This window comes from Streptomyces odontotermitis, from assembly GCF_050510915.1.
Lineage (GTDB): Bacteria > Actinomycetota > Actinomycetes > Streptomycetales > Streptomycetaceae > Streptomyces.
Genome location: NZ_JBNJLS010000012.1, coordinates 234799 through 256509, shown reverse-complemented (window position 1 = coordinate 256509; position 21711 = coordinate 234799). Strand labels below are relative to the sequence as shown.

Sequence of the window (21711 nt, the reverse complement as noted above, 5' to 3'; positions counted from 1 at the left end):
CAATCATGGTTACCGTCGGGTCACTTTGCACTTCAACGATGAGTGGGAGTGACCCGTGACACCCGTGAGACACCCGCACCGCACCGCGCGCACGGCCGCCGTGGGCGGCGTCTCCGCGACCCTGATCGCGGGCGCCGCCTTCGGCCTGGCCCCCACAGCCCAGGCCGCGCCCACCGCCCCCACCGAGAAGCCCCCCACGGCAAGCTCCACCGGCGCCGACGCCCGCTTCGTCGACATCCCCGGCGCCGGCGGCACCACCCTCAAGGCCAACGTCTTCACCCCGAAGGGCGCAGCCAAGGACGCAGCCAAGGGCGCGACAACCACGAAGACGGGCACCAAGTACCCCGCCATCATCCTGCCCACCAGCTGGGCCATGCCCCAGATCGAATACGTCGCCCAGGCCCAGAAACTCGCCAACTCCGGCTACGTCGTCGTCAGTTACAACTCCCGCGGCTTCTGGCAGTCGGGCGGGAAGATCGAGACCGCGGGCCCCAAGGACATCGCCGACGCCTCCAAGGTCATCGACTGGACCCTCGCGAACACCCCGGCCGACCCGCGGAAGGTCGGCATGGCGGGCGTCTCGTACGGCGCGGGCATCAGCCTCCTCGCGGCCGGGCACGACAAGCGGGTCAAGGCAGTTGCCGCCATGAGCGGCTGGGGCGACCTGATCGACTCCATCTACAGCGGGCGCACCCAGCACCTCCAGGCCGCCGCCCTCCTCGGCGGCGCGGGCTACCTCACCGGCCGCCCGAGCCCCGAACTGGAGCAGACCCTCAAGGACTTCCTCGGGTCGAAGCTCGACAAGGAGGACGAGATGATCGCGTGGGGCAAGAAGCGCTCCCCCGCGACCTACGTCGACCGGATCAACAAGAACGGCGCCGCCGTCATGCTGGGCAACGCCTGGGGCGACACCCTCTTCAATCCCAATCAATACGCCGAGTTCTACAGCAAGTTGACCGGCCCCAAACGACTCGAACTCCGCCCCGGCGACCACGCCACCGCCGAGGCCACCGGCCTCCTCGGCCTCCCCAACGACACCTGGACCAGCACCCAGCGGTGGTTCGACCACTACCTCAAGGGCGACGACAACGGCATCGACCGCGAGCAGCCCGTCCAGCTCAAGTCCCGCTCCAGCGGCGGCTACGAGGGCTATCCGGACTGGAAGTCGGTCGGCGCCACGAAGAGGAAGATCGACCTCGGCGGCACCACCACCATCGGCGCCAACGTCGACTCGGGAGCCAACGGCGGCATCGCGATCCTCTCCAACGCCCTGGACCAGTTCCTGAAGATCCCCCCGATGGCGTCGATCCCGCTGCTGCCCCGCAAGCACACCGCGGTCTGGCAGTCCGAGAGGTATTCCGCCCCTCAACGCGTGCGCGGGACAACGAAGTTGCACACCACGCTCACCCCCACCAAGGAGAGCGGCACCCTCGTCGCCTATCTCTACGACGTGGGCCCGCTCGGCCTTGGCAAGCTGGTCACCAACGCGCCGTACACCTTCCACGGGAAGACCCCGGGGAAGTCGTTCGGCGTGGACCTGGAGCTGTTCTCCACGGCCTACGACGTACCAGCCGGACACAAGCTCGCCCTGGTCGTCGACACGGTCGACCCGCTCTACATCGAGCACAACCCGACCGGCGCACAGCTGACCTTCTCCTCGCCGAAGAACGACCCGTCATACGTGTCGATCCCCCTGCGCGAGCAGTGATCACCGGCTGCTGCCGGGCGGGCATGGCCCTACGTTGGCTACTGCTCCCCCAAGGTCCTAATGACCAGGGGGGACTCCCCTCGGCAGCAGCGTCCCTGGTTCGGCCGGGGCGACTTCCACGGCCTCGGTCTTGGGATTGCGCCGCTGACGCCTGGACACCCACTGGGCGAACCACGACAGCAACATGCACATCCCGATGTAGATCGGCGAGATCACCATGACCACGGGGATGAAGGGCAAATCGTAGTCGAGGTTCGACGCGATCAGCTTCCCGGCGTGGAGGAACTCCTCGTAGGTGATCAGATAGCCGAGTGACGTGTCCTTCAGGGCCACCACCAACTGGCTGATGATGGCGGGCAACATCGCACGCACGGCCTGCGGCACGAGGACGTGCGCCATGACCTGCGTCTTGCGCATCCCCAGCGCGTACGCGGCCTCCCGCTGCCCCCGGTCGACGGAGTTGACCCCGGAGCGGAACACCTCCGCGAGCACGGAGCCGTTGTAGAGCGTCAGACCGGCCACCAGGGCGGGCAGCGGCTGCACCTTCAGCGCCACGAAGACGAAGAAGATCATGACCAGGACGGGCATCGCGCGGAAGAACTCCACGATCAGCGTGGCCACCCAGCGCACCGGCCGGTGATCGGAGAGCCGGCCGACGGCGAGGACCGTCCCCAGGACGAGTGAGAGGACCGCGGCGATCGCGAACGCCTTGAGCGTGTTGCCGAGGCCCCGCAGCAGTAGCTCCTGAATTCCCTTGTACTCGAAGGGAGCCCACTTGGTGGCGGTGAACTGGTCGGTGTCGAACAGGAGGTAGAGGATCCAGGCCACCAGGCCGGCCACGACGATCGTGGAGAGCACCCCGTACAGCTTGTGGCGGCGCTCGGTCTTGGGACCGGGGATGTCGTAGAGCGCGGTCGCGCTGTGGTCGAGGGCTTTCATCGGGCGACTCCCCAGCGCTTTTCGAGGATGTTGAAGATCGCGCTGATGGCGAGGGTGATGATCAAGTACCCGACCGCGATCCAGACGAAGGTCCAGATGATGTTGTAGCCGAGCTCGCTGAGCGTCTTGTACGTGCCGAGCAGCTCGGTGACGCTGAACGCGCCCGCGATCGCGGAGTTCTTGGCGAGCGCGATGAGCGTGGAGCCGACCGGCGGGATCACGGACCGGAACGCCTGCGGCAGGATCACGTTCGTCAGGGTCTGCCCGAACGTCATGCCGAGACTGCGCGCCGCCTCGCCCTGGCCCCTGGGCACGGTGTTGATGCCGGAGCGCAGCGCCTCGCAGATGAAGGCCGAGGTGTAGCAGCCGAGCGCGAGGACCGCGAACACCTTGAAGGGCAGCACGAGTCCGAAGCGCGGCAGGCCGAGCAGCACCGCGAAGAACAGCAGCGTCAGCGGGGTGTTGCGCAGGACCGTCACCCACGCCGTGCCGAAGACCCGGAAGGACCCGACGGGCGCCACCCGGAACGAGGCCATCAGGAAGCCGAGCACAAGCGCCAGGATCGAGGCGTACACGGTGAGCTCGACGGTGCCGACGAAGCCCTTGCCGAAGGTGGAGAAGTTGTCTGTCAGTACGTCCACGTGACGCCTCCTCAGCTCGCCGGGTAGCGGTCGATGGCGGGCGGCTGCGGCGCCGGGACGCCGGAGAGGCCGAGCGTCGCGTCGTACGCCTTCTTCCAGTCGCCGTCCTTCTCGCGGGCGGCGAGGGCGTCGTCGAGGGCGAACCGCAGGGCGTTGTCGCTCCTCGGGACACCGATCCCGTAGGGCTCCTTGGAGAACGGCTTGCCGACGACCTTGAGTTCGTCCGGGACCTTGGCGGCGTACCCGATCAGGATCGCGTCGTCGGTGGTGACGGCGTCCACCTGATAGGTGAGCAGGTTGTCCACACACACCGAGTACGTGTCGTACGCGACGAGGGTCGCCTTCGGGTAGTCCTTCTGGATGCGCTGGTACGGGGTCGACCCGGCCGCCGAGCAGACCCGCTTCCCGTCCAGGTCCTGCGGCCCCTTGATGTCGTCCTCGTCGTGCCGCACCAGCAGCCCCTGCCCGGCCATGTAGTACGGGCCGCCGAACCCGACGAGCTTCTTGCGGTTGTCGTTGATGGTGTACGTGCCGACGTAGTAGTCGATCTGCCCGTTCTGCAGGGCGGTCTCCCGGTTCGCCGACGCGATGGTCTTGAACTGGATGCCCTTGGGGTCGAGCCCGAGCGAGGCCGACATCATCTTGGCGATCTCGATGTCGAAGCCGGAGTACTTCCCGGTGGCCGGGTCCTTCTCGCCGAGATACGGCTGGTCCTCCTTGGCACCGACGACGAAGTGCCCGCGCCGCTTGGCCTTCTTCCAGGTCCCGGACTGCGGCAACTGGAAGTCCTGCGCCACCTGGTACTTGGGCAGCTGCTCCGGTTTGGGCCCCTTCACGGGCGGGCTGCCCGACTTGCCGCAGGAGGCGACGAGCGCGGTGAGCACCAGGGCCGCGAGGGTCCGCGCCGCACGGCGCGCAGTGGTCGTTCTCAAGAGCGGTTCACCCCCGTCAGTGCTTGAGGATCTTGGAGAGGAAGTCCCGGGCGCGCTCGCTCTCCGGGGCGGTGAAGAAGTCCTCGGGGGCGCGGTCCTCGACGATGCGCCCGTCCGCCATGAAGACCACGCGGTTGGCCGCGGACCGGGCGAAGCCCATCTCGTGGGTGACGACGACCATGGTCATCCCGTCATGCGCGAGCTGCTGCATGACTTCCAGGACCTCGTTGATCATCTCCGGGTCGAGGGCCGAGGTCGGCTCGTCGAAGAGGAGGGCCTTGGGGTCCATGGCGAGGGCGCGGGCGATGGCCACGCGCTGCTGCTGGCCGCCGGAGAGCTGCGCCGGGAACTTCTCGGCGTGGGCTTCGAGTCCCACGCGGGTGAGGAGCTCACGGGAACGCTTGTCGGCCTCGTCCTTCTTGCGGCCGCGCACCTTCACCTGGGCGAGGGAGACGTTCTGGAGGACCGTCTTGTGGGCGAAGAGGTTGAAGGACTGGAAGACCATGCCCACTTCGGCTCGGAGCTTCGCGAGGGCCTTGCCCTCCTCGGGCAGCGGCTGACCGTCCAGCTGGATGGACCCCGACTGGATCGTCTCCAGCCTGTTGATCGTCCGGCAGAGTGTTGATTTGCCCGACCCTGACGGGCCGATGACCACGACCACCTCCCCCTTGCCGACGGTGAGGTTGACGTCCTGGAGGACATGCAGCTCCCCGTAGTACTTGTTCACATCACGCAGCTCGATCAACGGATCGACGGCCATGGCACGACCTGCCCACTCTCTGCTGTGTACGTCCGCGCAAACTATCCACGCAAAAACGGGACTTAATGGACGACACGCACTTATGGGCATTAACCGTATTTGAGGCTACATAACGGGGAGGTCACTCGCCCTTACGCAACCAGGTACAGGACCTGGCACGACCTGGCACACGGGCGGGGCGGTCACACCTCCGAGGCTTCGGCGTGCACCTGGGAGAGCTCGGGCGCCCCGTGCACGGCCCAGTCCAGCCCCGCCTCGACGACCTGGATCTCCCGCCCGGAGGCAAGGCGCACGACGGGACTGCCGCCCGGCCACACGTGCCAGTGGGCGCCGGGCACGGTGCGCACGATGACCGTGCCGAGATAGAGCCCGGCGTCGTTGCCGAGCCAGGGCAGCACCTCGGGATCGTCGCGCCAGCGCGGCAGAAGCTGGTCGAGCGCGGCCAACGAGGCGGCGGAATCGTCGAGTTCGAGCCCGGCGGCCCCCGCCTGGGAGCGCAACAGCTCGCACTCGGAGAGCAGCTCGGCCACGCCGTCCGGGTCGTCCTCGAAGGCGGTGGCAAGAGTGGAGTCGGGGGCGGCCTGCCGTTTGCGCCACTTGTCGAGGAAGGGAATGTGCATGATCGGCCTCTCCTTGGGGGTGTGTCCGCCGGTTGCGCTGCTGTTCGCGGTCGTGCAACTCCGATTCCTGGTGGACCGTTCACAGCGCGCAGCATGGCGGGCGAGCGCAAGCCGTCCTCGCATTCCACAGAATGTATCTTGCGTATGTTGTTCACGGAATCAGGTGAAACGCGGGTTGCCCCGGCATGTCCTCCTCGGCTCCGTGTCCGCCTGTGCCGGACTCCCGGAGACGCGAGACGAGCTCATAACTGGTTCAAGTCCACGCCGGGCTCCGGGCATTCGCGGTGTCATGCGGTATGCGCATCTCCGTCATAGGCAGAGTGAGAGGCCGCGCTGCCACGAGGGCCGCCGCCACGGCCGCGATCATCGTGGTGGGGGCGGCCACCTGGGGGTGGGCCGGCTCCCCGTGGCGGGCCGTGGTGCCGATGGCCCGGCACGGCTGGACAGAGCTGCCGCCGGAGGCCCGGGCCCAGGCCGAGGGACAGTTCCGGCTCGCGGCCATCCAGTTCCTGGCGGCCGTCGGCGGTGGCGTCGCACTGGCCTACACCGCGCGCACCTATCGCCTCTCCCGGCGCGGCCAGGTCACCGATCGCATGGTGAAGGCTCTGGAGCGGCTCGGCTCCGCCGAGGTGTACGTCCGTATCGGCGCGATCGTCGCCTTGGAGCAGGTGGCGCAGGACGCCCCTGACCAGGCGACCCACGTCCAGCAGATCCTCAACGCATTCGTCCGCAAGCAGGTACCGCGCCGCCCGGCCACTGATCCGGGAGCCCAACTGGGCCATGTACGCGGCCCGAAGCTGCCCGGCGAGCCCGAGCCGGACGTGCAGGCAGCGCTGGCCACGATCACCCGGCCCGGGTTCCGCGCGTCCGTCGAGACCCTGCACCGGCTCGATCTGCACGGCCTGCACCTGCGAGGGGTCAAACTGCCCGGGGCCGACCTGCGCTCGGCGAACCTACGGGAAGTGGACTTGTCGGAAGCGGAGTTGCGCCGGTGCGACCTCAGCGGGGCGGACCTGGAGGACGCACAGCTGGTGAGGGCGGACCTGAGGGAGGTCATGGCGACCGGAGTGAACCTGTACCGGGCGAGCCTCAGCGAGGCGTGGCTGCGGGATGCGGATCTCTCACGGGCCAGGCTGGCCCGGGTCGATCTCACAGCTGTGGGTGCGCGAGGAGCCGACCTGTCCGGTGCGCAGCTGGCGTACGCCCGGCTCACCGGAGGGGCTCTGCGCGACGCGGTCCTCCATGACGCCGACCTCAGTGACGCCGACCTGAGAGGCGCCATCCTGCGGTCAGCTCAACTCGGCGGCGCACAATTGGACTTGGCTGACCTTACGAACGCGGACCTGACCCGGGCAGACCTTGAATCGGTCAGGAACCTGATAGCGGGCCAAGTCCTCTCGGCACGACTCCGCGACACCCGGCTCCCGCCCGATGTCGCAGCCGATCCCGAGGTGGCGAAGGTCCTGAGCGCCAACGGCACCCGGTGATCTGCACCAGGCCGCCCGCCTGAGCGCACTGCAGGACTTCTGCAAGCACCCGTCAAGCACTCCGTCCAGCCGCACGGGCATTCGCCCCTTGTCGGCCCCCGCCGTGGCGGCGCGCATTGCCGCTCGGGGCCGGGGCTCGACGTTCCGGATGAATCCAACGATGCGACACGGGGGGAATCCTTGTCTGCATTCCGTACATTCTCAGGGAGCTCCGAACAGGTCCCCGTCCGGCAGTGGTTGACGCTGACGGGCCGTAAGACTGTGCTGGTCGTCGCCCACACCGTGACCTACGGGAAGCGGCTGCTCGACGTGGTTTCGCTGCTCGAACACGACCACCGGATCCAGGTGGTGTTCACCACGCCCGCGCATGAACTCGGTGACGGGGTCACGCGTTTCCTGCAGCGGGCGGGGAGTGCCGTGCTGCCCTGGGCGGACGCCGTCCGTACAGAGTTCGACCTCGCCCTCGCGGCGGGGCCCCGGTCCGTGGCGGAGGTGCAGGCGCCTCTCGTATTACTGCCGCACGGGGCGAATTTCGTGAAGCGGTTCAGGGGCGTGCCCGGCGTGCAGGTCTGCGGGCTGCAGCCGCAGGACGTGATGCCGGGTGGCCGGCTGCCCGCTGCCGTGGTCCTGGCCCACCGGGACGACCTCGACGCGCTCGCGCGGAGCTGCCCCGCGGCGCTCCCCGTGGCGCGGGTCGTGGGCGACCCCGTGCGGGACCGGATCGTCGCCGGGCTGCCGCACCGGGACGCCTATCGCCGCGCTCTCGGGGTCGGCGTGGAGCAGCAGCTCCTGGCCGTCACCTCGACCTGGGGACCCGGCTCCGCCTTCGCGCGCTTCGACATGCTGCTGCCGCGGCTGATGGACCTGGCGAGGGGCGGTGGTTCGCGCGTGGTCCTGCTTGCCCACCCCAATGTGTGGTCGGGGCACGGCACGCGGCAGGTCCGGGCGTGGCTCGCCTCCTGGACCGGGAACGGACTCGGTGTGGTCCCACCGGACATGGACTGGCGGTCCGTGCTGTGTGCGGCGGACCTCATCGTCGGCGACCACGGCTCGGTGACGCTCTACGGCACTCTCACCGGGTCGCCCATCCTGCTGGCGGCCTGCGGGGAGCAGGAGCTCAACCCGGCTTCTCCCGCAGCCGACCTGAGCCTGCTCGCGCCGGCCCTGTCGCCGTGGCATCCGCTCGCCGACCAGCTCGCATACGCGCGCGCCGAGTACCGCAGGGACGCCTACGAGGCCGTTTCGGCGCGCATCACCTCCGAACCCGGCCGGTTCAACCGCAACATCCGTGCCCTGCTGTACCAGTTGGTGGGCCTGGGCCAGCCGGCCCACGCACCGCTGACGCCTCCCCCGCCGGTGCCGGACGCCACGCGTGTCTGGCCTGGGACGGGCATGGGGACGGAGACGGAGGTGTCCGTGTCGTGATCCGTACGCACGGAGAGTGTCTCGTCGTCGATGTGGACGCGGGCAGGGGCGCGTCGCGGCACGAGCTCGCCGACGTCCTGTGCGGGCGGCTGCCCCGCCCCGGCGTGCGCGAGGCCGTGGCGGAGTGCGGGGACCTGCTGTTCCGCAGCCCAGGGTGCGCCGTCGTCGTGCTGCCCGTCGGAGACGGGGGATGGGTGGCCAGGAGCCGGAGGGAAGTGTGCCTCGCCGTCGCCCTGCCGGGTACCGCGTCACTCACCCTCTCGGCCTTCCTGCACAACGTGTTGGTGAGCAGCGGGACTTGGCGCGTCCTTGGGGGCGGCCGGGGCGAGGGCGGCGAGGCGGCCGTTGACCCTGTCGGCGTCACTGAGGCTGATGGGAACACAGAGGGCGAGCGCGCGCTCGTAGTGGCCGCGGGCGGCGGCTTCGTCCCCGCCCTCAGCTGCGGTCTGCCCCAGCATCTCCAGGGTGCGGGCCTGCCAGTGGGCCGCTCCTGAGTCCTCGAACACGCCCAGTGCGAGGCCGAGTTCGCGCATCCCCGTCGTGTGCTCCCCCGCTCGGGCGTGGGCGCGGCCGAGGAAGGCAAGGGCGCGCGCCGCGTCGTGCGGGTCATCGACGGCCAGGAGCGTCGCGCGGGCGGTGGTGAGGAGCTCCACCGCCCGGTGCGGTTCGTCGCGGGCGAGCGCCACTTCCGCGAGGAGGATGCCCGCGAGGCCCTCACCCCGCGCGTATCCGGTCTCCACCCACGCCGCCACCGCCTGCTCCAGGTAGGTCATGGCCTCCGGCAACCGCCCCTCTTCGAAGTAGGCGCCGCCAAGGCCGAGCAGGGCCTGTCCCTCGTCGCGTCGGTCACCGCCGCGGCGGGCGGCCTCGCGCGACTGCCGGTACCAGACGATCGCGTCCTCGGTGCGCTGCGCCGCGCCCAGTCCGATCGCCCCTGAGTTGAGCATCTGCCGCTCGGCAGCCGCATGGCCCGCGTGCCGCGCGGCGACGAGACCGAGTTCATGGGCCTCGATCCACGAGTCGTAGTGGCGCAACCGAAGGAAGAGCGGCCACATCGCGTCGACGAGCTGCCAGACCAGAGTGTGCCAGGAGCGGTCCGCCGCGGTACGCAGCAGCGCCATCAGGTTCATGCGGTGGTGGTCCAGCCAGGTCAGCGCATCCGGTTCGGTCGTGAACACGGGCTCCAGGGATGGCCGGTGGACATAGTCGCGGTCCAGGGTGAACTGGGCGGGCGTGATCATCTTCTCCGCCTCCGTCACCGTGGCCAGGTACCAGTCACCGACGCGCCGCAGCGGGTCTCCGTCGTCCTCGCCGGAGTCGGTCGCGGCGCCGCGCTCCTGGGCGTGCAGGCGGATCAGATCGTGGAACCGGTACTGATCGGGGCCAGTGTCCTCCAGCAGGTTGGCCTCGACGAGGACGTCGAGGAGCCCTTCCGCAGCCGACAGCGGCAAGCCGGCCGCCGCTGCGGCGACATGGCTGTCCAGGAGCGGCGTGGGCAGCTGCCCGAGGCACCGGTAGAGGCGGGCCGCCGGCGCGGAGAGTCCTCGGTATGAATCGTCCAGTGCACTTCGCACGGCTGCCTCTCCGTCCACGGCCAGCAGACTCAGCCGGTCCCGCTCCCGGGCGAGCGCGTCCGCCAGGACCCGGACCGGCTGCCGGGGCCGGGCGGCGAGGCGGGCGGAGGCCACACACACGGCCAGGGGCAGCCCCGCACACAGGCTCAGCACGCGTCGCGCGGAGGCGGTGTCCGACTCGACCCGCTCCCGGCCGATCCCCCGGATCAGCAGCTCCTCCGCAGCGGCGGGCGGCATCACTCCGAGCGTGTGGAACTCCGCGCCGTCGATGCGCAGACCGGTCAGCAGCCGACGGCTGGTGACAGCGACGAGGCTGCGTCCCGAACCGGGGAACAGCGGCCGGGCCTGTGCCGCCGTACTGACGTTGTCCAGCATGACCGCGAGGCGCAGTTCCTCGGTGAGCGAGCGCCACAGGGCGGTCCGCTCGGCAAGGCCGTGCGGCACCTGGCCGGCATACAGGGCGCGCAGGAACTGCCCGAGGATCTCCCCCGGCGGGGCGGCACCCGCGACGGTGTGGCCGCGCAGGTCCGCGTACAGCTGGCCGTCGGGAAACTCACCCTGGGCCGTGCGGAGCCATCTGGTGACCAGGGAGGTCTTCCCCACCCCCGCGGGGCCGGTCACCACGACGAGCCGCGTACCGGCCGACTGTCCGGAACGCCGCGTCGCGAGCCGCCCCAGTGCCGCCAGATCACCCTCCCGGTCAGTGAAGTGCGCAGGGACGGGCAGGAGTTGGCGCGGTGTGGGAACGGCAGCCTGTGGGAGGTAGGCGTGGATGCCGCCGTGCACCGCCCCTGCCTGGACGGTGACCCCGCTCAGCTGTGCGCCGCCGCCGATCTCGTTGGTGTGACCGCCCACTCGACGCCCCCCGTCATCACGTGCCGGAGCGCGGCGACGGCACTCGCTCGGCGACTGACCCGGATCACAGAAGCCCTACCCGCCACGCCACGCTCGTAAGGACAAAGATTCGGCCGACCGTTCGATGGCGCCTGGTGTCCTGGGTCACACAGTGTCATTCTGTGGCCTTCTGATACGGGTGCCGGCGAGAGGAACGCTGGTGGAGATCCATATCCTCGGCCCCGTCGGCCTCCACACCCCGGAGGGCCGGCTCGGTCTCGGCTCCGACAAGGAGCGGATGCTGATCGCTGCCCTGGCCCTGGCCGTCGGGCGCCCCATCGCCCTGGACACCCTGGCCGACCATCTGTGGGACTCTCACCCTCCGTCCCGGCCGCGCGACAACATCCACACCTACGTCTCCCGCATACGGCGCGCGATGCGGACGGCGGTGGACGGCGGCCCACTCCCGGTGATCACTCATCGCGCCCACACCTACACCCTTGAGGCCGAACCCGACGACGTCGACTGGCACCGCTACCAGCGCCTCTACGACCGGGCGAGAGCCGTCGCGGGCGAGGACGAGGGACCGCGCGCCATCGAGCTCATGACGGAGGCGGAGTCCCTCTGGACCGGCGAGCCGCTCGCCGGCCTCGCGGGCCTGTGGCCCGAGCAGATGCGCACCGGTTTGTCGGAGAAGAGACGCGGTCTGCTCTCCGCACGCATCGGCCTGTATCTGCGCCTGGGCCAGTACCCGGAGATCACCGGCGAGTTGACCCTCCTCGTGGACCAACACCCGGCCGACGAAACCCTGGTGAGCCAGCTGATGACAGCCCACTACGGCAGCGGCCGCCACGCGGACGCCCTCCGCGTCTATCAGGACGCGCGCCGTACTCTCCGCACGCACTACGGCACCGAGCCGGGCGAGGAACTCGTCCGCGTCCACCGCCACATCCTGGCTCGCGGACCGGTGCGGGACCTCACCGGTTCGGCCGGTCCCGAGCCCCCGCGGCGGACGGAGCTCCGCCCGCCGCGCCCCGCCCCCGGACATCTCCCGCGCCATGTCCGATTAGTGGGCAGAAAAGAGGAGCTGGAGCGCATCCGGGCAGCGATGGTGACGGCACCGGAGAACGGCTCGGTCGTCACTCTGGAGTCGATCTCCGGCATGGCCGGCGTCGGCAAGAGCGCCCTCGCCATCCGTGCCGCCCACGACTTCGCGGCCCTCTTCCCTGACGGACAGCTCTACGTGAACCTGCGCTCCCACGCCCAGGGGCAGAAACCGCTGACCCCCGACACCGCGCTCGCCACGCTGCTGCGCCTCCTGAAGATAGCGCCGCAGTCCATTCCTGCAGACCTCGACGAGCGCTCCGCCTTGTGGCGCACACTCCTCGCCGACCGACGCGTACTGATCGTTCTCGACGACGCGGCGGGACCGGAGCAGGTCCGCCCCCTACTTCCCGATGCCCCCGCCTGTTTCACCCTGATCACCAGCCGTCGACGCATCGTCGGCCTGGAGCGCGGCCACACCCTGTCTCTCGACGTACTGCCGTACGAGCAGGCCCACGAGCTGTTTCTGGCCTCCGCCGGGCTCGGCCACGACGCGGACCAGGAGGTGGTCGGCGAGATCGTGCGGCGCTGCGGATATCTGCCGCTCGCGATAGAGATCGCCGCCAACCGGCTCAGCGCCCACCCCTCGTGGACCCCTGCTGTGCTGCGCGACCGGCTCTCCGGCACCAGCGGTCGACTCGGCGAGATCCGTGACGGATACTCGACCATCGCCCGCCCCTTCGAAGTCTCGTACGAGACGCTGTCGTCAGCAGCGCAGACCGCGTTCCGCCTGCTCAGCCTGCACTCGGGCGCGGAGTTCGGTGTGCACGCAGCCGCGGCTCTGTGCGGCCACACGGTCCAGGAGGCGGAGCTCCTGCTCGACGCGCTGCTCGAGTCGCACCTCGTCGAGGAACCGCTGCCCCACCGATTCCGGTTCCACGACCTCCTGGGCGAGTTCTCGCGGCTCCTCTGCGCCGCGAAGGACACCGATTCCGACCGGGCCGAGGCGGCTTCGCGACTCGTCACCTACTACCTCCGCGCCGCGGACCGATGCGACCGCGTGGCGTACCCGCGCAGAAGCCGGCTCGACGTCAACGCGGAGCTGGCGGCCCGGCCGGGCACCGGCACGGACGGCAGCGTCCCCTTGCCGGCGCCCGCGACGGCCCAGGACGCGCTCGCCTGGTTCGACACCGAACGGCCCAACCTGCTCAGCGCCGAGGAACTCGCGCGCCGCCATGGCCTGGCCCTGCACGCCGCCCTGATCAGCCATGTGCTGGCGGGTTTCCTCGACGGCGAGTGCTACTGGGCGGATTCCGTACGCCTGAATGAAACCGCCGTGGCGTATTGGAGGCGGACGACCCACGAGGGCGCTCAGTGCCACTCGCTCCTCGAACTCGGCGCCGCGCACGCAGCGACCGGCGGCTACGAGCGTGCCGAAGCCCTGATGGAGCAGGCGGTCCGGATTGCCCATGGCCTCCGCGAGCCGGAGGCGGAGGCGGACGGCCTGCGCGAACTGGGCGTCCTGCACTGGCACGCAGGACGGTACCGGCGAGCGCTCGACTTCTACCGGCGGTCTCTCCCTCTCTGTACCTCGCGGTCGGACAGCTGGCGCCAGGCACGGCTCCGCAACAACATGGCCATCTCCTTCCTCTACCTGGGGGAGCACGATGCCGCGATGCGCCACTTCCAGGAGGCCATCAGCGGATTCCGCAGCTCCCGCGACCAGCGCATGCTGGTCAAGACGCTCAACAACCTGGGCAACCTGCACCAGCACATGGGAAGCCCCGAGCTCGCCCGGCGAACCCTTGAGTACGCCCTGCGCATCGCCGCGCACGCCGGCAGCCGGGCGGACCGGGCGACGCTGTCGATCAACCTCGCGGAGGCGCTGGCCGCCACCGGCCAGTACGAGACGGCCCGCGCCCTGTGTGAAGAGGCGCTGCCCGTCTTCCGACAGCTGGGCGACCTGAAGAACGAGGCCATCACTCTCACCCAACTGGGCGGCGTGCACGAGGAATCCGGGGACTTCCCGAAGGCAGCGGCGCGTCTGCTGCGGGCCCTCGCACTGGCTCAGGACATCGGTGCCTCCATCGAGGAGACTCAGGCCGGGAGGCTGCTCGGGAGCGTCGAGCACCGCCTCGGAAACCTGGACGCCGCCCGCAGCCACCTCGAGTCGGCGCGCGACACGGCCCGGCGCATCCAGGCCCCGGTGGAGGAGGCCCGGGCCGAGGACCGCCTCGCGGAGGTCCACCTGGAGTCCGGGCTGCGGGACGAGGCCCGGGAGCTGTGGCGGCACGCTCTGGAACTCATACAGGCACTGGATCCGACCGCCGCCGAGCGCATCCGCGAGCGCCTGATCGAAGTTGACCAATTGCGGGCGTAACTCTTCGCGCCTGCGCAGAGGTTGACGCTCAGCGATCACCCATGATGGCGAGGGGCACGGCGTTCGCGAACCCTCGCACCAATGTGATTAGATCCCGCTCCAGAAACGAACAAAGCACTAAGGAGCGTGAGTTGAACACAATGCGACTGGGATCGTACGTGATCCTCCCCATCTTGGCGGCCGGGCTGTCCTTGGCGATGTCCGGCTCGGCCCATGCGGTTCCTTTCGCGAAGAGCCAGGCCCGGAGCGCCGCGCTCCACCGGCCCGTCGACCAGCCTTCAGTCCTCGGCTCCTGCATCCCGACGGTGATCGTCGCCCGTACGGCGGCGACACCTCACTCCGACTGACCGCCGCCTCCGGTCACGGAGATCCGCCAGCCGTATGTCAGCTCCTCGCCGTCGACGGTGGCCGCCTCGACGGTGCGCTCCTCGGGATCGATGTCGACCTGGAGGCCGCCGCCCTCGTACCGGGGGTAGCCGCTCTCACCGACGTCTCCGGTGAATTCCACGGTCTCGGAGCGCACCGCGCGGGGCGGCTCGGCCGTCGTCGGGTCCTCGCCGACCGGGTTCGGGAAGAGCGACACCTCGAAGCTGCGCGGTGCGGGGTTCATAGTCCCGACGGTAAGCGAGGGTGGGCGGGGGCGCAGGTCGGGCCGGGCGGGGGCGCGGGCGCCCGGCCAGGCGGGTCCGCGGCTCGGGCCACCGCCCGGCGACCGGCGACCAGCCTGGGAGGGTCCTTCCCCTGGTTGCGTGCGGGCTGATCGGGATCGAGTGTGGTGAGGCGAGAGGCGAGAGGCGAGAGGCGAGAGGCGAGAAGAGCAGAGGCGAGAAGCGCAGAGGTCCGCGAGGCTCTACCGCTCCCGCCCCCCAGCGAGTGCGCGCGTACGCGTTCGCGTCCTGTTCACGCCCGCCTCACGCCCGGCACATTGACGCGCCTCTGCCGCCTCCTTAGCTTCATGGCGCACCCGTCAGCGCCCATCACCACCCGAGGAGTCCGCCGTGCACCGACGCACCTGGGGAACGGCCCTCGTACTCGCCCTGTTCGCGGGCCTGTTGCCGCTCGCGACCGCCGAGGCGGCAACCGGAGCAGGAGCCGGAGCCGCAGCCGTACGAGGCGGCGCCCACGAGGCGGCCAGACCCGGGCCGCTCCCCTTGGAGCGGCTCTTCGACAACCGGGCCATCAGCGACGACGCCCGCCCCGGCGCCGCCGACTTCGACGGCTCGGGCTCCTCCCTCTCCGCGCAGGACCTCTCCGCGGCGGGCTGGACCTCCGGCCGCACCCTCGCCGTCGACGGCGCCCGCCTGCGCATCCCGCGCACCGCCCCGGGCACGCCCGACAACGTACGGGCGAACGGCCAGCAGGTCCGTCTGCACGGCCGCGGCGACGCCCTCGCCTTCCTCGTCGCGGGCACCGCGGGCGAGGCGAGCGGCACCGGCACGGTCCGGTACGCCGACGGCGGCCGCAGCACCTACCGCCTCACCGCCCCCGACTGGCGCTCCGGCCCCCTCGCCACCAAGGCCGTGGCGCTCCCCCACATCAACACCCCGACCGGTCAACTCACCGAGAAGGCACGGCTGTACGTCATCACGGTGCCGATCTCCCGTACGCACGAGGTCACTTCGGTCCAGCTCCCCCAGCTCCCCCGGCTCTCCCGGTCCTCCGGCTCCGGCCTGCACGTCTTCGCCCTCTCGGTGCGGGCCGCCACCAAGGGGTGGACGGGGACGTGGTCCGCATCGACCGCCGGGTACCCGACGGTGGGCCCGTGGACGGACCGGACCGTGCGCCTCGTCGTGCACACCAGCACCGGCGGCCCCCGCGTTCGCATCCGCCTCGACAACACCTTCGCGGGCAGCCCTGTGCGGATCGGGAGCGCGAGCGTCGCCGTGCAGGAGGCGGGTGCGGAAGCGCGGGGCGAGCCGGTGCCGCTGTCGTTCGGCGGGCGCCGCGCCACCGAGATCCCGGCGGGTGCCCAGTCCTTCAGCGACCCGCTCTCCTTCGACGTGCCCGCCGACGCGAACCTCCTGGTCAGCTTCCACCTCCCCGACACCGTCGCCGCCGCCCCGCTGCACCGCCTGGCCGCCCAGCGTTCGTACGTGAGTGAGCCCGGCGACCACGCGGCGGACGGCTCCGCCGCCTCGTACACCTCGACGATCACCAGCTGGCCGCTGCTCACCGGCGTGGACGTGAGCGGCGGGCCCGGGTCCGTGGTGGCGCTCGGCGACTCGATCACCGACGGCGAGAAGTCGACGCAGGACGCGAACCGGCGCTGGCCGAACGTCCTGGCCACGCGCCTGCTGGCGCAGGACGACGTGCCCCGCTACGGCGTCCTCAACCAGGGCATCTCCGCCAACCGCGTCACCTCCGACCGCTACCCCGGTGATGGGGTCTCCACGGACACCGGCGGCGTGAGCGCGCTGCACCGCCTCGATCGGGACGTGCTCGCGCAGACGTCCGCGCGCACGGTCGTCGTCTTCCAGGGCGTGAACGACGTCCGTTGGGGTGCATCCGCCGGTCAAGTCATCGCCGGGCTACGGGAGATCACGCAGCGGGCGCACGCGCGCGGGCTGCGTGTCGTGGGCGCGACGATCACGCCGTGCGAGGGCGAGTCGCTGTGTTCGGCTGCGGGCGTGGACGCGGCGCGACAGGCCGTCAACGCGTATGTGCGGGACAGCGGCGGGGACTTCGACGCCGTGCTCGACTTCGACGCGGTGGTGCGGGATCCCGCACATCCGGCGCGGATGCTGCCCGCGTACGACAGCGGGGATCATCTGCACCCGGGGGATGCGGGGCTGGCCGCGCTGGCGGAGTCCGTGGATCTCACGTCGTTGGTTCGGTAGTCCCGTTCAGCTTCCCTGGGCATGAAGCAGGGCCGCGCCTTCGCTCTGGAGCCAGGCGTCGAGGTCCATCAGGCCGGGATGCAGTGCGCGCAGCGCCGGTATGTCGGCCTGCCAGCCGCCCTGGCGGTTGGCGAAGTCGTAGCCGGCGCGGGCGTCGGGGTCGGCGTCGGCGAGCGCCGCGCGCGGGATGGGCCGGTAGTCGACGGGGCGTCCTGTCGCGCGGCTGATGGCGGCGGCGATCTGCGGGAACGTCCGCTCATCGCCTGCCAGTTCAAGCGCGCGGCCGAGGTAGTGGTCGGGGTCGGTGAACGCGAGCGACGCGAAGGCGCCGATGTCGGTGGCGGCGATGAGCTGGACGGGGACGTCGGCCTCGACCACGTCGGCCAGAACGCCGTCGCGCACGCCGAGGACCGGATCGGCCTGGTTCTCCATGAACCTGACCGGGCGCAGGATCGTGGCAGGCAGCCCCAGCGCCCCGATGTGCTGCTCGATCCGCCACTTGCTCTCCCAGCGGCGGATTCCGGTGGCGCGTTCGGCGCCGCCGACCGAGGCGTAGACGAAGTGGCCGACCCCGGCTCGCGCGGCCGCGTCGGCGACCTTCGTGCCCAGCCGGACCTCGTCCTTGACGGTGAACCCCGGCGCGGTGCCCGCGTACCCGGCCGTGGGCTGGACGCTGAACACGCCGTGCACGCCGCGCATCGCCGCGTCGAGCGCGACGGGATCGTCCATGTCGCCCGCCGCGAGTTCGGCCCCCGAGCGGGCGAGCGCCTGGGCCGCCGGAGCCGTCGGGCGCCGGACGAGGGCGCGGACCTTCCAGCCCGCCCGGAGCAGGTGCTTAGCCGTGGCGCCGCCCTGCCGGCCGGTGGCTCCGGTCACGAGGACGGTCCGGGGTGCTCCTGCTGTCGCCATGTGTTCCTCCGTCACACCAGCATCCATTACCTGCCGACAGGTAAAGTGATCGAGCACTGAACGTAAGACATTGCCTGCCGATCGGCAAGCAATGTGGTTCGCACGCAGACAACGTGGCGTACAGGAAAGGGGATGGGGACCCGCATGGCAGGCCGCCGCACCGACACACGACAGCGCGCCCAGCGCGTCGCCCTCCAGCTCTTCGCCGAATACGGCTACGAGGGCGCGTCGCTCCGCATGATCGCGGACCGGCTGAAGATCACGAAGGCGGCCCTCTACTACCACTACAAGTCCAAGGAGGACATCCTCGCCGCCGTCCTGCAGGACTTCTCGACGTCGGTCGCCGAACTCGTCGACTGGGGCGAGCGGCAGCCCCCGGGACCCGAGACCCGACGCGAACTCCTCAGCCGCTACGCCGAGTTGACGAAGACCGGCGTCACCGCCGCGGCGCGCCTGCTGCAGGACAACGACCCCTCGTACGAGGACCAGCCGCTCTGCACCGAGGCCCGGGCGCACGTCCGCGCCCTGTTCGGTCTACTGACGGGGCCGGGCGCACCGGCTCCGGATGCACCGGCCGGGGCAAGCACCCCTGCCGCCCCCACCGCCTCCTTGCGCGCCCGCCTCGCCGTCACCGCACTGCACATGGCAGGCGACGAGGCCGAGCGCGCGGAGAGCGGCGGCCCCGAGCTGATCGATGCCGCGCTGGAGATCGCCTGCGAGCTCGTCGATCCACGAACTGCGGGGCAGCCGCCGCGCGTTCCGAGCTAGTGAGCTGGTTTTGAGTTTCCGCCGCACCACGTGAGGCGCGACCAGCACCAAGCGCCTGGTCAGAGGCCCGCCGATCATGCGAGTGGCGGTGCGGAATCTCGAAATCGGGACACTAGGCGCCAGCCTCCGCTGAGTCCGTATGGTCGGTGGAATGACGCAGAGCACTGTGGACCCCGCGACGATCACGCCCGAGATGGCAGCTCAGATCCGCACCTGGCGCGTAGATGAAGACCTCTCCTGGCGCTCCGTGGCCCAGGCCGCGACCGACCTGTGGGGCTCCGAGTGGGGCAGCAACCAGATCTACGGCCGCGACCTCTGCGTGGCCGCAGCGAAGGTGCTGGACGAAGACCCCGACCAGGAACCGTGGAACTGACCCCCGCCAGACGGCTTCCCCGGGCCAGCGGGCGGACCGGACGAAGATCGATCGGGTCCGCCAGGTCCGCCAGGGCTGCCAAGTCCGTCAGGTCCGTCAGGTCCGCCAGGTCAGGCCGCGTCCAGCTCGCGGAGCAACCCGATGGTGAGGGCGTCCACCGGGCGGGCAGCCGTCTCGGTTCCCTCGCTGTAGGTGTTCACCATCATCACCACCGCCGTCCCGCTCTCCCGGCTGAACGCCGCGCAGGTGCTGAATCCGCCGGTGCCGCCGTTGTGCCAGGTCATGGTCCGGCCGCCGGGCAGGGGGCTCAGCTGCCAGCCGAGGCCGAGCCGCGTGTACCGGTCGACGGTGAAGCGGGGCTTCTGGGTCAGTTCGATGGCGGCGCGCAGTCGTGAACGGCGGGGGTGGAGCTGGGCGTTGAGGAAGCGCAGCATGTCGTCGGCGGTGCTGTACATCGAGGTGCCTGCCGCGCTGAGGACGCGGTCGTGCCAGTCGGGGACGGGCTTCTTGTCGGCGTGCCCGACGGCCTTGCGGGATGCCATGTCCGGGCGCAAGGTCGTCGTCGTGTCCACCAGGCCGAGCGGGGCCGCCACTTGGCGCCGCAGCATCGCGTCCACGTCGTCGAAGGCCAGTGCCTGGCCGAGCAGCCCGAATCCCAAGTTTGAGTAGGCGTGGACCTTGCCGGGCTCTGTGCTCAGCTTCGTCTCGCGCAGTCCGGCGGCCAGGTCGTCCAGCGTGTAGTGCGCGTAGGGGTCGAGCGGGTCCGCTTCGGCGAGCAGGTTCGGCGGGAGGGAGGGCAGGCCGGAGGTGTGGGTGGCCAGGTCGGCCAGGGTGATCCGGCGGGGGCCCTTGTGCGGGATACGGAAGCGGGCGGGCAGGGTGAGCGGCGCGTCCAGGCGGACCGTACCCGCGCACACCGCGCGTGCGAGTGCCGTGGCCGTGAGGGTCTTGGTGATGGAGCCGAGCTGGAACACCGTCCTGCCGTCCGGCGCCGACCCGCCCACGGCCTTGCCCGCGCCCTCCACGTGGGTGCGTCGGCCCTGGATGACCCCGCAGATGACGCTGGGGCTGCCTGCGGCGAGCGCTTGGTCCAGGTATTTCCGTACGCGCTTGGGCAGTTCGTCGGCCGCGGCGGTGGCGGTGGCTGCTGCGGCGGTGCCCGGCAGCAGCGACGCGCCCGCTCCCACCGTCGTCGCCGTCACCGTCGCGGCCTTCGTCGCCGCGGCAAGGAACTTCCTTCGGTTCATGGGCTGCTCCCCCGTCGTTCGTCGTAACGCTGACTCGTTGGTCACGAGTCAGAGATTACGTCATTACGTAATTGCGGAGTTGGCCGGGGTCGTCGAACAGGTGGCGACAAAACCCCCGGGGCCCCGCCGCCCCGGGGAACAATGGAGCCGGGGTGGGCGCCGGGCACCGAGCACCGACCGTCGTGCGCCGAGGGGAACCAGTGGTGATCTGGGAAATGCGAGGGTGGGTGCGGGATGTGGCAGACCGTGTCGAACGAGGACCTGCCCGCGGCGGACCAATGCCCCTTCTGGTGCGAGCTGGTGTCGCGTGAGCTGGCGCCGCTCACCCTCAACAGCGCGGACGGAGCCGTCGACTTCCGCGCCTCGGCCTCGGTCCTCGACCTCGACTCCGTACGCGTGGCCGCCTTCAACAGCCCGCCCGCCTACCTGAAGCGCACCTGGTCGCACATCCGGCGGGCCGACCCGGGCACGTACCAGCTGCTCTTCGTCTCCGGCACCCCTCTGTGGATCAGCCAGCGGCGTCAGGACTCCGGGCTCGTGCTCGGCGACATGCTGCTCTTCGACGTCTCGTACCCGTTCGAGGGCGAGGTGCCGGACCGAGGGCTCAACACCCAGGTGGTCATCCTGCAGTTGCCGCGCGAGGCCGTGCCGCTGCCGTCCGACAAGGTCCACCGCCTGCTCGCCCAGCCCTTGTCGGCGCGGGCCGGGATGGGGGCGATCCTCGCCCGGTTCATCCAGTCGCTCGACGCCTGCGGGCCCGAGTGCGACCCGCGTGACCTGAGCCGATTAGGGGCGGTGGCACGGGACTTGGCGGGCGCCTGCCTCGCCCAGCACCTCGGGGCCTACGACGATCTCCCGGCCGAGACCCGCCAACAGGCCCTGCTCTCCCGCGTCAACGCCTTCATCGACCACAACCTCGGTGACCCGGAACTGACTCCGTCCGACATCGCGGCGCACCACCACATCTCGCTGCGCTCCCTGCACCTGCTCTTCCGCGGGCAGGACGACACCGTGGCCGCCTCCATCCGCCGACGCCGCCTGGAACGCTGCCACGCCGACCTCACCGACCCCCGGCTGCGGCAGCGGTCGATCGGCGCCGTCGCCGCCCGGTGGGGCTACCCGCACCCGGCGGACTTCAGCCGGGCGTTCCGTGCCGCGTACGGCATGGCGCCAAGTGAGGTCCGGCAGGCGGCACTTCGCGAGCCGAATCCCCGTTGTATGTAGTGTTCGGAG

At 70.5% G+C, this 21711-nt stretch carries 18 protein-coding genes; 9 read left to right on the top strand and 9 right to left on the bottom strand.

The genetic code is table 11. The features are described 5' to 3' along the window. Positions 1-64: 64 nt before the first annotated feature. On the top strand, positions 65-1708 hold the full coding sequence (locus ACQB60_RS29720) for an alpha/beta fold hydrolase (protein ID WP_496929194.1): 1644 nt from the start codon (positions 65-67) through the stop codon (positions 1706-1708). A 57-nt stretch (positions 1709-1765) separates the two neighbouring features. Here ACQB60_RS29720 and ACQB60_RS29715 read toward each other — a convergent pair whose 3' ends face one another. The 5 genes from ACQB60_RS29715 to ACQB60_RS29695 all read right to left on the bottom strand — a co-directional run bounded on the left by ACQB60_RS29715 (position 1766) and on the right by ACQB60_RS29695 (position 5600). Continuing rightward, positions 1766-2647 (bottom strand): amino acid ABC transporter permease, encoded by an 882-nt coding sequence (locus ACQB60_RS29715; protein WP_496929176.1) that lies wholly within the window; start codon positions 2645-2647, stop codon positions 1766-1768. Then, entirely contained in the window at positions 2644-3288 is a 645-nt protein-coding gene (locus ACQB60_RS29710; protein ID WP_496929175.1) for an amino acid ABC transporter permease, read from the bottom strand. The genes ACQB60_RS29715 and ACQB60_RS29710 overlap by 4 nt, the downstream gene beginning before the upstream one ends. An 11-nt stretch (positions 3289-3299) precedes the next feature. After that, complete coding sequence (locus tag ACQB60_RS29705; protein WP_496929174.1) at positions 3300-4220, bottom strand: glutamate ABC transporter substrate-binding protein; 921 nt, start codon at positions 4218-4220, stop codon at positions 3300-3302. Positions 4221-4236: 16 nt separating this feature from the next. Then, positions 4237-4980 carry an amino acid ABC transporter ATP-binding protein gene (locus tag ACQB60_RS29700; RefSeq protein ID WP_496929173.1) on the bottom strand — a complete coding sequence of 248 codons (744 nt, stop codon included), beginning with the start codon at positions 4978-4980 and terminating at the stop codon, positions 4237-4239. Positions 4981-5162: 182 nt separating this feature from the next. Next, positions 5163-5600 carry a DUF6278 family protein gene (locus tag ACQB60_RS29695; RefSeq protein ID WP_496929172.1) on the bottom strand — a complete coding sequence of 146 codons (438 nt, stop codon included), beginning with the start codon at positions 5598-5600 and terminating at the stop codon, positions 5163-5165. Between the two features lie 320 nt (positions 5601-5920). Between ACQB60_RS29695 and ACQB60_RS29690 the strand changes: the two genes are divergently transcribed. Together ACQB60_RS29690 and ACQB60_RS29685 are read left to right on the top strand one after the other, a co-directional pair. After that, positions 5921-7087 carry a pentapeptide repeat-containing protein gene (locus ACQB60_RS29690; RefSeq protein WP_496929171.1) on the top strand — a complete coding sequence of 389 codons (1167 nt, stop codon included), beginning with the start codon at positions 5921-5923 and terminating at the stop codon, positions 7085-7087. A 261-nt stretch (positions 7088-7348) separates the two neighbouring features. Beyond that, complete coding sequence (locus ACQB60_RS29685) at positions 7349-8512, top strand: hypothetical protein (RefSeq protein WP_496929170.1); 1164 nt, start codon at positions 7349-7351, stop codon at positions 8510-8512. A 248-nt stretch (positions 8513-8760) separates the two neighbouring features. On the opposite strand, the gene ACQB60_RS29680 is transcribed toward ACQB60_RS29685, so the two are convergent. Further along, positions 8761-10941, bottom strand: a complete 2181-nt coding sequence (locus ACQB60_RS29680; RefSeq protein ID WP_496929169.1) for a regulator — start codon at positions 10939-10941, stop codon at positions 8761-8763. Between the two features lie 199 nt (positions 10942-11140). Between ACQB60_RS29680 and ACQB60_RS29675 the strand changes: the two genes are divergently transcribed. Both ACQB60_RS29675 and ACQB60_RS29670 read left to right on the top strand, forming a co-directional pair. Next, positions 11141-14344 (top strand): AfsR/SARP family transcriptional regulator, encoded by a 3204-nt coding sequence (locus ACQB60_RS29675; RefSeq protein WP_496929168.1) that lies wholly within the window; start codon positions 11141-11143, stop codon positions 14342-14344. Between the two features lie 158 nt (positions 14345-14502). Then, complete coding sequence (locus ACQB60_RS29670; protein WP_496929167.1) at positions 14503-14691, top strand: hypothetical protein; 189 nt, start codon at positions 14503-14505, stop codon at positions 14689-14691. On the opposite strand, the gene ACQB60_RS29665 is transcribed toward ACQB60_RS29670, so the two are convergent. Then, on the bottom strand, positions 14679-14954 hold the full coding sequence (locus tag ACQB60_RS29665; RefSeq protein ID WP_496929166.1) for a hypothetical protein: 276 nt from the start codon (positions 14952-14954) through the stop codon (positions 14679-14681). The genes ACQB60_RS29670 and ACQB60_RS29665 overlap by 13 nt on opposite strands. Before the next feature lie 388 nt (positions 14955-15342). Between ACQB60_RS29665 and ACQB60_RS29660 the strand changes: the two genes are divergently transcribed. Then, the gene (locus tag ACQB60_RS29660; protein WP_496929165.1) at positions 15343-17181 is read left to right on the top strand and encodes an SGNH/GDSL hydrolase family protein; all 1839 of its coding nucleotides are present in this window, start codon (positions 15343-15345) and stop codon (positions 17179-17181) included. Positions 17182-17187: 6 nt separating this feature from the next. On the opposite strand, the gene ACQB60_RS29655 is transcribed toward ACQB60_RS29660, so the two are convergent. After that, entirely contained in the window at positions 17188-18090 is a 903-nt protein-coding gene (locus ACQB60_RS29655; protein WP_496929164.1) for an NmrA/HSCARG family protein, read from the bottom strand. 144 nt (positions 18091-18234) lie between these two features. Here ACQB60_RS29655 and ACQB60_RS29650 point away from each other — a divergent pair, with 144 nt between their 5' ends. Next, positions 18235-18858, top strand: a complete 624-nt coding sequence (locus tag ACQB60_RS29650) for a TetR/AcrR family transcriptional regulator (RefSeq protein WP_496929163.1) — start codon at positions 18235-18237, stop codon at positions 18856-18858. A gap of 151 nt (positions 18859-19009) precedes the next feature. Further along, positions 19010-19231: a hypothetical protein gene (locus tag ACQB60_RS29645; protein ID WP_496929162.1), complete on the top strand. Its 222-nt coding sequence runs from the start codon at positions 19010-19012 to the stop codon at positions 19229-19231. A gap of 110 nt (positions 19232-19341) precedes the next feature. On the opposite strand, the gene ACQB60_RS29640 is transcribed toward ACQB60_RS29645, so the two are convergent. Continuing rightward, complete coding sequence (locus ACQB60_RS29640; protein WP_496929161.1) at positions 19342-20478, bottom strand: serine hydrolase domain-containing protein; 1137 nt, start codon at positions 20476-20478, stop codon at positions 19342-19344. 234 nt (positions 20479-20712) lie between these two features. Here ACQB60_RS29640 and ACQB60_RS29635 point away from each other — a divergent pair, with 234 nt between their 5' ends. Further along, a complete protein-coding gene (locus ACQB60_RS29635; protein WP_496929160.1) occupies positions 20713-21702 on the top strand; it encodes an AraC-like ligand-binding domain-containing protein in 990 nt (329 codons plus the stop codon). Positions 21703-21711: the final 9 nt, after the last annotated feature.